The 14,845-nt window shown below is 47.1% G+C and carries 9 protein-coding genes, 2 tRNA genes and 1 other RNA gene; 4 read left to right on the forward strand and 8 right to left on the reverse strand.

All coding sequences use genetic code 11. The features are described from left to right. A partial coding sequence (locus tag FD07_RS10685) for a hypothetical protein (RefSeq protein ID WP_057161945.1) occupies positions 1 to 278 on the reverse strand: 278 nt, incomplete at its 3' end. Positions 279 to 563: 285 nt separating this feature from the next. Here FD07_RS10685 and FD07_RS10690 point away from each other — a divergent pair. Next, a complete protein-coding gene (locus FD07_RS10690) occupies positions 564 to 1,241 on the forward strand; it encodes an EAL domain-containing protein (protein ID WP_020090319.1) in 678 nt (225 codons plus the stop codon). Positions 1,242 to 1,613: 372 nt separating this feature from the next. Next, entirely contained in the window at positions 1,614 to 3,371 is a 1,758-nt protein-coding gene (locus FD07_RS10695; protein WP_020090320.1) for an LPXTG cell wall anchor domain-containing protein, read from the forward strand. Between the two features lie 242 nt (positions 3,372 to 3,613). Here FD07_RS10695 and FD07_RS10700 read toward each other — a convergent pair. Next, positions 3,614 to 3,686, reverse strand: a tRNA-Gln gene (locus FD07_RS10700). Positions 3,687 to 3,866: 180 nt separating this feature from the next. Between FD07_RS10700 and FD07_RS10705 the strand changes: the two genes are divergently transcribed. After that, positions 3,867 to 3,940, forward strand: a tRNA-Glu gene (locus FD07_RS10705). Positions 3,941 to 4,416: 476 nt separating this feature from the next. On the opposite strand, the gene FD07_RS10710 is transcribed toward FD07_RS10705, so the two are convergent. The 6 genes from FD07_RS10710 to FD07_RS10735 form a co-directional block, all read right to left on the reverse strand. Then, positions 4,417 to 7,440, reverse strand: coding sequence for a YfhO family protein (locus FD07_RS10710; protein ID WP_020090321.1), 3,024 nt, complete (start codon positions 7,438 to 7,440; stop codon positions 4,417 to 4,419). Positions 7,441 to 7,800: 360 nt separating this feature from the next. After that, a complete protein-coding gene (locus FD07_RS10715) occupies positions 7,801 to 9,147 on the reverse strand; it encodes a glucose-6-phosphate isomerase (RefSeq protein WP_020090322.1) in 1,347 nt (448 codons plus the stop codon). Positions 9,148 to 9,278: 131 nt separating this feature from the next. After that, complete coding sequence (locus FD07_RS10720) at positions 9,279 to 10,145, reverse strand: GRP family sugar transporter (RefSeq protein ID WP_020090323.1); 867 nt, start codon at positions 10,143 to 10,145, stop codon at positions 9,279 to 9,281. A 185-nt stretch (positions 10,146 to 10,330) separates the two neighbouring features. Then, positions 10,331 to 11,479: a class I SAM-dependent methyltransferase gene (locus FD07_RS10725; RefSeq protein ID WP_020090324.1), complete on the reverse strand. Its 1,149-nt coding sequence runs from the start codon at positions 11,477 to 11,479 to the stop codon at positions 10,331 to 10,333. Between the two features lie 435 nt (positions 11,480 to 11,914). Then, positions 11,915 to 13,381 (reverse strand): sensor histidine kinase, encoded by a 1,467-nt coding sequence (locus FD07_RS10730; RefSeq protein WP_020090325.1) that lies wholly within the window; start codon positions 13,379 to 13,381, stop codon positions 11,915 to 11,917. Continuing rightward, positions 13,378 to 14,112 (reverse strand): response regulator transcription factor, encoded by a 735-nt coding sequence (locus FD07_RS10735; RefSeq protein ID WP_020090326.1) that lies wholly within the window; start codon positions 14,110 to 14,112, stop codon positions 13,378 to 13,380. Before FD07_RS10735 ends, FD07_RS10730 begins: the two co-directional genes overlap by 4 nt. A 267-nt stretch (positions 14,113 to 14,379) precedes the next feature. Here FD07_RS10735 and ssrA point away from each other — a divergent pair. Then, positions 14,380 to 14,750: a transfer-messenger RNA gene (ssrA, locus tag FD07_RS12200) on the forward strand. Positions 14,751 to 14,845: the final 95 nt, after the last annotated feature.

Raw genomic sequence — 14,845 nt, forward strand, 5'->3', positions numbered from 1 at the left:
TGCACTTGATTTGACAATTGAGGCAATAAAATTAATTGAAAGTTGGTAAACGTCCACGATAACTGACTATCGCGCACGATGAGTTGAAGCGCAAAGACTGAAACGACCGCACACGTTGTCCCCACGGCGACCCGAATATTTTTAATGTTAACTGGTTTGTTCTGTGACTCCGCCTTAGCCGTCACCCAATTTAAAATTGACCAGTACAGGGTGATCACACCTAAAACGAAAAAGATACTAGTGATCATTGGTGGTACTAACCAAACTGACCAAGTCATCTGATCAATCTCCTTGCTATTCGGTAATTTCCCACGATGGGAAGCGTTATTCATGTCACATCAGTAATCACTAAATAACATTGCCAATAATATGAAATAATATACTAGTCTTACTATAATCCAAACTCCTTGATAATGCCATAGTTCTTTATCACTCCAATAAGTTAACCTGTAACACCAAAATTCCAGGAACCGTTTCCCTTCTTTTTGTAAAACCCCTATTCTATTTCCTTTAAATAAAGTATGATGGAAGCAGACAGACTAAAAAAGGAGGATCACGAGATTATGTATCGCTATTTTTTACAGCCCCAATTAGACGTTTTAAACAACTCGCTCATCGGCTATGAATTGCTGATTCGGCAGCAAGTTGACGGCAAATGGGTCCTCCCGCACAACTTCGAATCGATTCCGATCGACATCCAGGCCGACCTGATCGCACGGACCGCCCAAAAACTAATGTTAAAGATTGGCTCCGTATCATTTAACGTTAATCAGCGGCAATTCATCGATCCAACCATTGCTCAAGCCATCATCAAGGCACAGGTTCAAATTTATCCCGTTAATTTGGTACTTGAGGTTACTGAAGAAGTGACGGATAAGAAGGTCACGAACAAGCAAATCATTGACCAAGTCCACTACTTTGACGAGCACGGCATTCAGTTGAGCCTGGACGATATTGGTACCGGTGTCAATACGTACGACCATTTGGAACCCATTTTGTCCTACGCGAGCGAAATTAAATTTGCCATGCAAAACTTCCGGCAAGAAGGCCGCGAAGACGAAATTCCAGAAAACTTAAAGTTCTGGAAGAAGATTGCCAAGCAGTACAAGTTACGGTTGATTCTTGAAGGTGTCGAGAACCAGGCAGAAGGCGACATGGCCGACGATTTAGAACTCGATCTGCGTCAGGGTTGGTTTTACGGTAAGCCCCACCTGTTCAAGCTAGACGGTGACACATTTTAATTCAGCCTCACCACGTCATTCCACGGAATGGCGTTTTTTATTGCCTAAATTCCACCAGAATCCTTTCCGTTTGCAACTTTTAATCCATTAATTGAGATGTCCATCAAATCGCTTAGTACCAACGCTAGTGGCACGATTATTTTGATAAGTTCAACTGAATAACAACATTAAATGGCAGTTACGCTGCAATCTTACTTCAACCCCACTCTTTTTTTCTCACAGATGCCCTACTCTCTCAGATTATCACTATAGTAAATACAGAGCAGTGGATGAAATGTCTTAAATAAAGTATTTCCAACACTAGCAGTTATTCCGATTGATATTTGATCAACCAGTGGACTGCAAACACTAGTGGATTGGAGGAGGATTGCGATGCAAAGAAAGAAAGCCAATATAATCATTGGCATCCTGATAGCCATTTTCATTTTCTTTATCGGGGGTATCGGTGTTAGCTCAGTCACTGCTCACGCCAAGAATATCGACGTCTCCGGTTTAGGTGAAAACGATGCGGTTATTACGGACGTCAATGGTAAGGTCATTCCCAACGGTAGTGACCTCAGCAAGTGGGATACCTACTCGCTTGACTACAAGTGGGGCATTCCCGATGGCGTAACCATTCAAGACGGCGATACGGCAACCGTTACTTTTCCTCATACTGCTGTGGGTCGGCGGGATGTCACCTTCCCACTCTACGACGATAGTGGCCGTAAGATCGGGACATTTTCAATCAAGGAAGGTGAAAACACTGGGACCATCACCTTCAACGATACGCTGTCCAGTACCGCGACTAACCGCAATGGTGAACTGCATTTCTACGTCAAAGGGACGGAAGAAAATGCCAATGTCGGCCTCGATTGGGGAATCAACAAGATCGGTTGGGTTGCTGAACGTAATCCGGATGGATCGCCAGCATTACTCACCTGGAATATCGCGTTCAACCCCAACAGTACCCATTTAGGGCAAACCGTAATCACCGATAACCTAGGTCCCGGTCAGACCTACGTTCCTGGGAGCGTCCACGCGCAAACTGGGAAATTCGACAACACGGGTAGCTTCGCTAGTGATGGTGGCGCCATCACGCCTAGTGTCGAAGCCAGCAACAGTACCGTCATCTTCACCTTTGATGATGTAACGACTGCGGTTAACATGACTTACCACACCAAGCCAGATATCTCGGGAACTGGTGGTGCTTGGAAGAACAACGCCACTTTAAACGGTCAAACCGTTGGCTCGCAAATCGTTTGGGGCGGTAGTGGTACCGGTAACGGTGATAATGGCAGCGATGGTGGCTCCGAAGAAGGCGACTCTGGTGTCGTCAAGCTAACGAAGACCGACAAAGCCACCGGTAAAGCCTTGGCTGGCGCCGTCTACGAAATCCGGGATGCCGCTACTGGCAACGTCATTGCGACTAAGACGACAGACGCCGAGGGCACCATCACTTACGGTGGACTAGCTGCTGGTAACTATCAATTCGTTGAGATTAAAGCACCAGAGGGCTATGAGCTGGATCAGACGCCAATTCCGTTTGAGATCAAAGCAGGTTCTGCTGCTGAAGTCAGTGTTGCCGCTGTGGACATCAAGTCACCCGGCATTGTAGGCCCCGAAGAACCCGGGACAACCACACCACCGACGAATCCAGAAAATCCTGAGAACCCTGAGAATCCTGGGACGACAACGCCACCAATCACGACGCCAACCAACCCAGAAAATCCTGGGACAACGGAACCAACGCCAGAACCAACCCCTTCCGTCAAGCCACCAAAGCCAACGAAACCAGTAAAGCCTGTGAAGCCCGTAAAACCTGTAAAGCCAAACAAGCCAACGATTCCGACTAAGCCAATCACCCACCACCCTGGTTCTAACCAAGGTAGCGGCAACGTCACGATCGGCGGTGCTGGTGGTAACATCTCCGGATCAAGCAATGGCGCCGCAACCAATAGCTATGGTTCAGGGACTGGGATTCAAGCTGCCGGAAACGGTAAGCCAAGTGTAGCCGCGGGCAAGACCTACGTGGGTGGCAAGTTGCCACAAACTGGGGAACGCAAGACCAGCAGTTGGATTCTAATCATTGCTGGAATTGCTCTGCTAATCACGGCTAGTGGCCTCTGGTTCCATCAGAAACGCCACTAATTTAAAAACTAAGCCTGAGGTATAGGCGTCATTGCTTATACCTCAGGCTTAGTTTTTGTCTGCCAGTAGAATATTTAGTTAACCTGCAGAAGTGAATGTCCTTTTGAATGTCTTTGGCTGTCCTTTTGGCTGTCCTGGTTCCGGTTTTGGCTCCGATTTACAGTAAATTGTGCTTTTGAGAAAAACAAAAAAGCCGTCATATCAACGTTTTCACATTGACTGACGACTACGAATGTTATCAATTGGGTATACTGGGCTCGAACCAGTAACTTACGGATTCAGAGTCCGCTGCCTTACCAATTTGGCGAATACCCAATAAGGCTCGTTGTCGAAACAACTATTTAATATTAACTTGTTTGGATATTAGTGTCAACCAGTTTTCCTGAAAAAGTTCGGCAAACTGTATGAATTCCCATTTCAATGTAATTTTATGCAGAGAATTATTGACAATTTTCCAGGAATAGCGTACATTAGTAATTGCCTAGTTAATGACATTGCCCGCTGGTCAAACTGGTTTAAGACGTCGCCCTCTCAAGGCGGAGTTACGGGTTCGAGCCCCGTGCGGGTGATCAGTAGTTCACACGATAGCCTCAAAACGTTGATTTATCAGCGTTTTGAGTCTTTTATTTTTGCTAAAAATCAACAATCTTGTGAGCATAAATTTAATTATATATTATTAACAATTAAATAGATAAACTTCTTGCCAATCTCTCCTGACTTCGGTAAACTTGGGTCAAGTTATCAACCTAGTCTGGAGGGAAATTAATTTGAAAAAGTTACCGCATACTCGCCCAGTATCCTTACGAATTCCTCATCGTCATCCCACTTCGTCAGCTCGTCCAAGGTTAAAGTCATGATGGGCCGTCGCCAGACACCACCCCACCACTACCTATTCGCAGAACTCGTATTTCTAATTATTCTGTTTACCGTATTGGCCTGGGATTTTTTCAATTACAACTAAAAAAGTCACGTTGCCATTCACGCAACGTGACCTCATGTCAGCATCCCCCGTCTCAAACGAGAGGTGCTTTTAATTTACCCTAATTTAACGTCGTTTCCGCCAGCGCCAGTAGCTATAGCCGCCAGTCACCGCAAGAATCAGCGCCCCAACGATCGTCATGACGATCCCGACACGTTGTCCTGGTGTGTGATAAGTCAACTCGATCTTATGCTTACCAGCGGCCAGACGTGCGCCTACAAAGCCCACATTGACCTTGGTGATAGCTTGCTTCTTACCATCCACCGTCAACTGCCAACCCGTATTGTACGGAATCGAGGTTGCCAGCACACTAGCCTGCTGTGAACGTGAGGTCCCCGTAACCCGGTCATTCTTCACGTTTAAGCCCTGTAAGCCTTGGTGCTTGAGCTGTGACATCCGCTGGTCGTACTGGCTACCAAATGGCACCGCAATGAGCTTAGCCGACTTGAAAGACAAGCTCTTAACGCCTTGGAACGTCAACTTGATATTCTTCCGTGCTTTAGCAGAATAGCCCAAGTTCAACAGAACGTGGTGCTTTTCTTGATAGTCCGACAAGTTCGACTGCCCAAACTGACTGAAGCTTGAGACGTTGTTGGCCGTTGTTGCCGTGACTGAATAGGCACCATCACTCATATTCCACAGACCGGACCGCAACTGATTGATTCGTTCAATCCCAGAAAACGCCTGGTTACTGAAGGCCTTCGTGTTTTTCTTTGCTTGGTACTTATCCTTCACACTCAGTCGTTCAGCCTGAATCCCGTCAAGCTCCAAGTACAACTCAGTCCCTTTATTCTGCTTAGGATGCTTGAGATGTAGCTTGTAATTGACTGGTAGATTCTGATTATCACTAACCATCTTATGCAGCGACTTCTGGTTAGCCAACGCGTTTTGTTTCAGTGCTGTGCGGTTCTGTCCCGTCAATTGTTCCAAACGGGCCTTATCATCAGTAATGTTCACCGACCGGTCCTGGTTGGTCTGCATCAATGAAGACTTGGTCGTCGTGATCAGGTCAGGATCCATTTGGTTCCCCTGTTGCCGGAACTTCATGACCTGTTGCAGACTATCGATTACGGTGCTGTTATCCGCCTTAGTCGCGTAGCCCAGCTCACGATTATGGCTATGGTATGTCGTTGTTGGCACACCCTTCGCCTTTTTATCAACGAGGGCACCATACGTCAACGCCTGCTCCTTATCGCTCCCGTTAAGCTGCTTGAACTGCTTAGCACTTAACTGCTTGGTCTGTAGGTAAGCCAACGGCAAGGCATTCTTAGACTTCAAAATAACCGTATCATAGTTATTCCCCAAATCATGGACGGGTTCATCCTGATACTTGAGAATCGTCCCGTTCTTTTTGACCGGCTGGTAGCCGTAAGGGAATCCTTGCGTTTTCAGTTGATTACTCCGTGCGAAAATATAGTTGACCCCCAACAGATTATTCATGGTGGTCCGACTATCCGCTTGGTTAATCGGTTTGTTCATCTTAAATTGTGAGTTCGCCAGTTCTTCACTAAAATTCCCCACGGACCCATCTTGAATGGAAAAGTAAGACATGATATCGTGAGCGCCCAGATTCATCCCCATGTTGGTCTTGGCCTCATTACTAAAGTAATAGTACTTGCTAATAGAGCTCCGCTTAAAGCCAGGTTGGGCCTTCACGTAACTCTCAGCCCCATCATAGAAGTTCTTCTGAAATTTTGTCGCCACGCCTCGATGCAGCAGTTGATTGCTAGCACCACCAGAATTGGGACTAAAGTAACCGTAACCGTTAGCGATGATATTCAGACTGAGTAAGGCCAGCAACGTCCAGATGACCTGGTGACGCGACCACTGATAGAAGTGGCCGACCACGATAGCCCCCAACGTTAAGAGAAGTAACCCGTAGATTACAAAGTCATGGGGCTGATTGCTGAAAATAAAGCCGTTAGCAGCCCAGACTAATCCTAGGAGGAACAGCGTCCCCACAATCATGGCTGAGAGATCGCTGCGGTCGATCCGCGGCAAGGCGTCGATGAAGTACATCACCGACAGACTGAAGGCTAAACACCCCAGTAACAACCACCGCTGCGATGGCGTCGTTCCCCCGTTCATTACGGCTGCGACTTCTGGCAACAGTGAACCGATCACTAAGATCAGTAGACCCACGTCGAACCACAGGTAGCGCCGTGCATGCCGCACAACGTACATCAAGCTCAGGAAGGTCAGCCCAGCTAAACCTAAGTTGGCCCAGAAGCGCATCGCATTTCCAGTCGTCACCAGCGCATTAGGTAACCGCAGATAGTAATTCAACGGATAAACAAAGTAACCATTGGCAAAATTCCCCGTCGCTCGGGTTGAGGTGAAGACCCCAATCAGTGACGGAATAAAGATGATACCGGCCAATAAGAAGCCGAGCAAGCCGGCGCCGACTAATTTAAAGATCAGTGGCCAGCCCTTCTGCGCAATCGTTTCGCGAACCGTCAGATAGCGCAGCACCGCGTAAACCAAGCTCCCAATCGCCAATATGTAGGCAAAATAAAAGTTGCTGACAAGTGCCAATCCCGTAAAGATCGCCAATGGCACCCACGTCTTCCCCTGATAGACGTGGTCAATACCATAAGCTAACAATGGAAACAGAATCATCGGTAGTAAGAAGAATGGGTGCCGGATGCTAACGTACAGAGAGTACCCGGTAAACGTGTAAGTCAACGTCCCCAGTAATTGACTACCCGGTTTGAAGCCCCGTTGCCGCGCAAACAACATGAACGCCAAGCCACTCACATATAGCCGCAAGAGAATCAGCAGGTTATACCCCAGCTCGATGCTATGCTTGGGGAAGAACCAAATCAGATAACTGAATGGATCCCCGAGGACATAGTAAGAGAAGGTCGTCATTTTGTCTGCGCCTAAGCCCAGATTCCAAGACCACCCTGATAGACTTCCCTCATGAAGCCAGGTGTAGAACTTTTCTAATACAGGATAATGTTGTGCCAGGCCGTCCCCTTCCCAGATGAACGACTTGCCTGTCAGAATGAAGATACCGTAGAGACAGACGACTAGCACCATAAAGATCAGCGTATAAATCCAATAGTTTTTCTTTGAAACCTTCAACATATTCTCTCCCTTAAATTAATAATCCCTAGTTCTCCGCTTGACACAATAATTAAACTGTTAATATTCCCCTTACTAATATTACTGGGACGTTGCCAACATCTCAAGGGGTACCACGAATCTGTAATCAAAACTTCACGTCTCGTAATATTTTAACCACCAACTCAGTATCCACTTGACCACCGCTAAAGACGACAGCCATGAGATGTGCTCCCCGCGTCACGCGCAATAGAACTAATTCTAGCATAAGCACGCCATTGGCCCAACCGTTCATTCATCGAACTAACCGGCTTTTACCGTCGCTGAAAACAAAAAGACTCCCAGCCCAAGCGAGCTAAGAGTCTCCATTAAATTTAAGTTAAATTAAAGTCGAGCGTTTAATTCTTTGCCTAACTTTTCAAAACCAGGCTTACCCAACAGGGCAAACATGTTGGTCTTGTAAGCTTCAACACCAGGTTGGTTGAATGGGTTGATCCCGTTCAAGTAACCAGAAACACCGATAGCAACTTCAAAGAAGTAGATCAGGTAACCCAACGTGTATGGCGTCGTATCTGGAATATGAACACTCATGTTAGGTACACCACCATCGGTATGGGCCAATACAACCCCTTCAAAGGCCTTTTGGTTCACAAAGCCCATGTTCTTACCTTGGAGGTAACCTAAGCCATCGAGGTCATCTTCAGCCGTTGGCACGTCAACGTCAGTCCGTGGCTTGTCGATCATAACGACCGTTTCCATCAACGTACGTTGACCTTCTTGGATGTATTGACCCAAGGAGTGCAAGTCAGTACTGAAGTTAGCAGAAGACGGGTAAATCCCCTTTTGATCCTTACCTTCGGATTCACCGGTTAACTGCTTCCACCATTCTGCCAGGTACTGCAGACGTGGTTCGTAGTTTTCCAGTAATTCTGTCGTGTAGCCCTTACGGTACAAGATGTTCCGCAATGCGGCATATTGGTAAGCTTCGTTCTTAGTTAAATCAGGGTTCGTGTAGGCGTCTTGGGCGTCAGCAGCACCTTGCATCAATTCATCGATGTTGGCACCAGAAGCAGCGATAGGTAATAACCCAACGGCACTTAACACGGAGTAACGACCACCGACACCATCAGGGATGATGAAGGTTTCGTACCCAGCAGCGTCGGCTTCAGTCTTGAGGGCACCACGCGCTTTGTCAGTCGTAGCGTAAATCCGGCTCTTCGCACCGTCTTCACCGTACTTCTTGACCAACATGTCCTTGAAGATCCGGAAGGCGATAGAAGGTTCCGTCGTGGTCCCAGACTTGGAAATCACGTTAACGGAGAAGTCACGGTCGCCGATCAAGTTGATCAGATCGTGAACGTAGTCAGCACTGACGGAGTTCCCTGCAAAGAAGACTTGTGGGGCGTTCCGCTTGTCGGCTGGCAAGTAGTTGAAGAACGTGTCGTTCAAGAAGTCAACGGCCATCTTAGCACCCAGGTAAGAACCCCCGATACCGATAACGACCAATACAGCAGAGTCAGATTGAATCTTCTTTGCTGCAGCCTTGATGCGGCTAAATTCTTCCTTGTCGTAGTCCTTAGGTAACGTTAACCAGTCGCGGAAATCGCTACCAGCACCGGTACCTTGGCGTAATTCGGCGTCAGCCGCCGTCACCATTGCTTGCATTTCTCCTAATTCGTTGTCATGAACAAATGGTTCAAGTTTCGAAAGATCAAAGGCGATATGTGCCATATTAAGAAAACCTCACTTTTATTGTTATTGACTAGTCCATTATAACGCAACCACCCGGAAAGTAAATGGTCTAGTCCACATTTTTTCAAAAATAAAAAGGTCAGCAACCATCGTTACTAACCTCATGTAAACTATTTCATTAAACCAAGGGTTACCCCACCAGCAACAACGAGGAGTGAACCAATCGTGATGTAGACCATTTCGCGGCCAGTCTTCTTTTCGCCCAATAACCAGATACTCCCGAAGGTGGAAATAACGATCCCACACTGTGCTAAAGAGTAGCTAATTGCCAGTCCAATCGATGGAATAGCCATGAACATGAAGAAGTTCCCGACACCCCAGACAATCCCGGTCATGATGTTCTTGGCGGTTGCCTTGTGCATCACCTTTTGATGGGAGAACAGGACGAAGATCGTAGCGCCCAAGATCATTCCCAGTGATTGAGGGAAGATGACCGTCTGGGAAGGTAACCCAGATGCGTTAACGATAACCGTGTACAACACGTAACCAATCGTTGAAATAATAATAGCAGTAGCACCTTTACCAGCTTGCATGGGTTGCCCTGCAGCCGAGGCCTTAGCCTTGGAATCACGCAGAGATGTCAGTGCGGCCCCAGCAATCAAGACGATAACGGCGATAGTTCCCATCGTCACCATCCGAGTAGTTTTCCATTCGTGGAACAGCAGTACCCCTGCGAGCGCCGTCCCGACTAACTGCAGACCAGTTGAGATTGGCACCGTCCGTGAAATACCGATGAACTTCATGGATTGGAATTGTTCAAACTGACCAACGGACCAGCAGAGACCGGAAGCGACCCCAACGATCATCGCCATGCCTGAGATTGCCGTGTGAAAATAAAAGACTGAAAACAAACCGAATAAAACGGCCCCGGCAGTCATTCCCAACGTTTGTTGATACGACGTCCCGCCAAGTTTCCCACTGATTAATCCAATACTTCCCCAACAGACCGTGGGGATCAAAGCTAGTAAAATACCCATTTGTAAACCTCAACTCTCGTTTCAATTCTAGTTCTTTTTCTTGTAAGCGTTTTTTATTTAGCATTAGTAAGTCTACTGTTTTCGATTCTAAATGTAAACTATAAATACTTAAGAAAAACCCCAATCGGTAAGTGGTCTATCTTACCGGTTGGGATTAATTGCAATTATTTTCAATCTGTTTTCAGTTATTCAACGGTGAGCTGAACACCCTTTAAAGCCTCGCTATGACGGTCGGCATGGTTGGTGATGAAATCATTTGGTGAAAGGTACGTATTGGAAACTGTTACATGACCGGTATAATTTTGCATTGCGTCACTGATCGTATCCCGCAGACGCTTCATGGAATACATCAGTGTCGTCGTGGTAATCACGACTTGTGACCCCGGTTGTGTCAGCTTCAAGGCTTGTTCGATCAGTTCTTGCAAGTCTTGTTCCAAGGTGAAGGACTTCTTCTTTCCCCGGATGAAAGCAGGTGGATTAATGAAAATAGTGTCAAACTTCAAGTCATGCTTGATGGCGTAGTCCAAATAGTTGGCAACATCCATCGTCCGCATTTCAACGGCCGCTTGGTCAAAGTTGTTGGCTGCCAATTGGGCTTGAATCGCTGTGGTTGCCCGGTTCGTTGGGTCAACCGTGATGGCTTCGATAGCGCCACCGATCATCGCAGCCGTTACCAAACCAGTTTCGGCACTGTACAGGTTCAAGATCCGACGTTGTTGGCTAGTTGCCTTGGCCCAGGCCCGAATGTCCCGGAATTCCAAAGCTAATTGTTGCCGGCCGACGGTCAAGTCAACGGGATAAGTCACCCCGTTTTCCAAGATTTCGGCAGGTTGGTCGCCAAAGTCACCACTCACCAGTTGTAAGTGTTCTTGACCAGGGAAATCAGCTAAAATCGTTTGGCCCTTACCCATAATCCGTTCAAAGGCGGCATAGATCAGCTTAGACTGTTGCTTGATGGCCGTGTTTAACCAACGGAAAACATACTTACCGTTGAACACATCCACAATCAAGCCACCTAACCCGTCACCAGTCCCATTGAATAACCGGTAAGCTGGCGTTTCTGCAAAAGCCGACCGTTTAGCAACTGCGGCCCGGAACTTGCTGGTGAAGAAGCGTTCATCAATATCTTCGTTTTCGCGCAAACTCATGACAAAGCCGATGCCGCGATGTTGCTTGGCAAAGTAGGCTGTGGCCACAAAATGGCCGTGATTTTCTAATTGGACCCAAGCACCGTTGTCGAAGTCCTTGGCATTTTCTAAATCAGTTAAAGATACGATGGGATAGCCGTCCTCGAACTTACGGACGGACTTCCCGGTAATTTGTACTCGTTTCAAAAGTTTCCTCCTTAATGGTTCCCCTCATTGTATCACGAGAACGCAATAAACACAGCAACGGTTTGGTATGAATTAAATTGAGCAAATCTTCGCCTTGCCGGGGATGCAAATCAACCGGGACGCGGTGGGCGGACGCCCAGAGCCAGGAAACGGTCTCTGAGCTTGCTTTGAGCCTCTGAGAACCGAGTCTCAAAGGCACCAATTGTCTAAGCGGCAAGAACCGCCACTAAGACAATTCCCACGGCTGAGTTGATTTACACCCCCTCACGGCTGACACAGACTCACACCAACGATAGACTTCCGAGTTAATCAACGTTCATCGCACAACCTGATAATAAACGCTGTCTGTTGTCGTGTCTCTTGCATTTAACGGCATCGACACCTAGAATTAATCCCTTGAAATCTGGGTGGTTGTGCACCAATTAACACACCGCACTAATCCGTCTTGACGCGTTCCGAATTTGTCTGGTGCTGATCTGGGAAAATAACGGTGAAGGTTGTGCCGACATTTTCCTTACTGGTGACGCTGATCTTACCATGGTGGAGCTGTACCAACTGGTGGACGATTGACAGGCCTAGGCCGGATTCACCGTACTTGGTGTTCTTCCGAGAAGGGTCAGCCTTGTAGTACCGTTCCCAGATATTCTGCAACTGCTCGTCACTCATCCCCATCCCAGTATCGGCAACCTTGACGATGGTCTCCTCGTAACCCCGCTGAGCGGAAATGGTAATCGTCCCATCGCGGGTAAATTGGATGGCATTTTGTGTAATGTTAAACATAATTTGAACAAAACGGTCATAATCGGCGTACACGGGAATTTCCTTGGGTGACTGTAACTCGAGCACATCCCCACTGTCATCGGCCTTTTGTTTTAATTGTTCTACTATATTATGGAGCGCATCTACCGCATTGAACTCGTGAAGGTTGAGCGAAATCTGGTTGGATCGGATCTTTTCGTAGTCTAGATTCTCATTGACCAATCGAATCAACCGGCTCGTTTCACTCCGCATCAGGTCGATACTTTCTTCCTTACTTTCCTCCGGAATGGCATCATAAGCCAGTCCCTCCAACAATCCGTTGATGGTCGTTAGTGGCGTTCGCATTTCATGCGATGCATTGGCCATAAATTCTCGGCGTCGTTGTTCCTGGCGTTGAATCTCTTCTTGTGAATCCTTTAGCGATTGGGCCATGCCGTTGAAATCGTTGATCAGATCATCAATTTCATCACGATTCTTACTGGTCATCTCAACATCGTAATTTCCTCGTGCAACCTGATTGGTGGCCTTTCGTAGCCGGTTGATCCGTGACGTATAGTACCGCGCCAGGATGTAGCTGGCAACAATAGCGACCACAATAGAAACCAGTAACGCACGAATCAGATTACGGTTGATCTGATTGACACTAGTATTGATGTCGGAGACAAACGCCCCCATCACCACGACCGCCACAAGCTTGTGATTGTAGAAGTAAGGTTTCATCACCTCAGTCATAGCCGGACTCACGCGACCGTCCTTGTTTCGCACGCGCCGGTCAACCACTTTGTGAATAATCTGGTTATTCTTCAGTTTTTTCCAATCAGTCTGCTTGATTGACTGCTGATAAACACTGGCTGGAAAAACCACTCTGTTGCTAGCACTGTAGATCGTCGTACTGACCGCCTGGTTTTGCAGCAACTGCTCGCTGTTCTCAAGAGCCGTGGTATCAAAGTTAACCGCGTTGCCGTCTTGTGAACTAATCCGTAAAGACTGTTCAATCAAACTATTTGAATACTTTTCGAGTGAATTCCAAGTGTTGCTGTAGACCATGTGCCGGGTCATTTGTGAGTAGGACACACCCATGATGATCAGGATAATCATGATTGCTGCAAAGAACCCCAGCATTTGTTGATACATTAACTTCATTGCTGATCTGCTCCACTATCATCAAATTTATAACCCACCCCCCAAACGGTTTGAATAATCTGGGGGCCAACCTTCTCAATCTTTTGTCGTAATTTCTTGATGTGCGCGTCCACGGTCCGTTCATCACCGTAGTATTCATAGTCCCAGACCAGCTGCAAGAGCTGCTCACGGGAGAAGACCTGACGGGGCTTCTGTGCTAAGGTCTTTAACAAGTCAAATTCCTTCGGCGTTAAATCATGAATCTGCTGCCCATTTAGGTAGGCTTCCCGCGTCTTGGTGTTGAGTTTAAAATTCTCCGTAACCACATCAAAGGATTCGGTGTCGTCCAACGGTGCCGTCTCAGCGCCCTTGCTAATAGGACCCAATCCGGCTCGCCGATGAAGCGCCTTAATCCGCGCAATTAAGGTGATGGGACTGAATGGCTTGGTGACGTAATCGTCCGCTCCCATTTCCAGTCCCAAGACCTGATCACTCTCGGAATCCCGGGCCGTCAACATAATGATGGGCACGGTCGGCGATAATTTTCGAATCTCCGCACTCACCTGCATCCCATCCAGTCCGGGCAGGTTCAGGTCAAGCGTGACCATGTCCCAATCGTTAGGTGTGGCCTTAAACATCTCAACGGCTTCATTACCATCATAAGCAAACTCAGCATCCCACTGTTCCTTCTTAAAGAACATGGACATCATTTGTGATACTGAATGGTTGTCTTCAATCATTAATAACTTCATTGCTACCTCCAAAGGTCGGGCTACTATATTCGGAGCCGGCAAAAAGGTTGTGAGTCATAGTGCCCTAAAACTACTCGGTTAACCAGAAGCTTCCATGATGGAATCATGAAGTTTCTGTAACTTTTGCCAGCGAGCCTGAGCCGCCTGGTTCCTTACCTGCCTATTATACTATACTGAATACAAGTTTTTTTCCTTTAATTCGGTCCCACTGGGCAAAATTGTTTGCACACGGCTAGGGGTATGTTAAACTAGATGAGTATTGTTTATGGGGGCGTTCTGGATTCGACTGGTATAGGTTGAAGCTTGACTGCGCGCCGTAGCGGCATCTACGTTAAAAGGTCCAGTTTATTATAACTGCAAAAAATAATAACAATTCTTACGCTTTAGCTGCTTAATAGGCGCTTAACGTAGATCCTCCTAGGCTTGTCCGTGGTCTAGATCTGGGTCCTAAATTTAACGGACTTACGTTAACGACTCCCACCTGAAGTACGTTAGAAGAGAAAAATCAGGTTAGCTGTTCATGTTGGCCCTGACAGGCGGCAAGTTGTTCAGCGAAACTTTAAGTAGTCTGCCTATGCGTGTAGACGTTAAGTTGGCAATATGCTAGGACGCGGGTTCGATCCCCGCCGCCTCCATCGATTAACCCGTTAGTTGCGCGACTAACGGGTTTTTATTTTGCTTAAAAATCTGATTAATTAGTATGGCTTGCCGGTAAGCACCTAATAACTGACCG

The organism is Levilactobacillus parabrevis ATCC 53295, assembly GCF_001434055.1.
Taxonomy (GTDB): domain Bacteria; phylum Bacillota; class Bacilli; order Lactobacillales; family Lactobacillaceae; genus Levilactobacillus; species Levilactobacillus parabrevis.

Bases quoted from the DNA above. Each gene is read 5' to 3' on its own strand.
- FD07_RS10720 (WP_020090323.1), bottom strand. From the start codon at position 10,145: ATGGGTATTTTACTAGCTTTGATCCCCACGGTCTGTTGGGGAAGTATT.
- FD07_RS10735 (WP_020090326.1), bottom strand. From the start codon at position 14,112: ATGAAGTTATTAATGATTGAAGACAACCATTCAGTATCACAAATGATG.
- FD07_RS10690 (WP_020090319.1), top strand. From the start codon at position 564: ATGTATCGCTATTTTTTACAGCCCCAATTAGACGTTTTAAACAACTCG.
- FD07_RS10695 (WP_020090320.1), top strand. From the start codon at position 1,614: ATGCAAAGAAAGAAAGCCAATATAATCATTGGCATCCTGATAGCCATT.
- FD07_RS10710 (WP_020090321.1), bottom strand. From the start codon at position 7,440: ATGTTGAAGGTTTCAAAGAAAAACTATTGGATTTATACGCTGATCTTT.
- FD07_RS10715 (WP_020090322.1), bottom strand. From the start codon at position 9,147: ATGGCACATATCGCCTTTGATCTTTCGAAACTTGAACCATTTGTTCAT.
- FD07_RS10730 (WP_020090325.1), bottom strand. From the start codon at position 13,381: ATGAAGTTAATGTATCAACAAATGCTGGGGTTCTTTGCAGCAATCATG.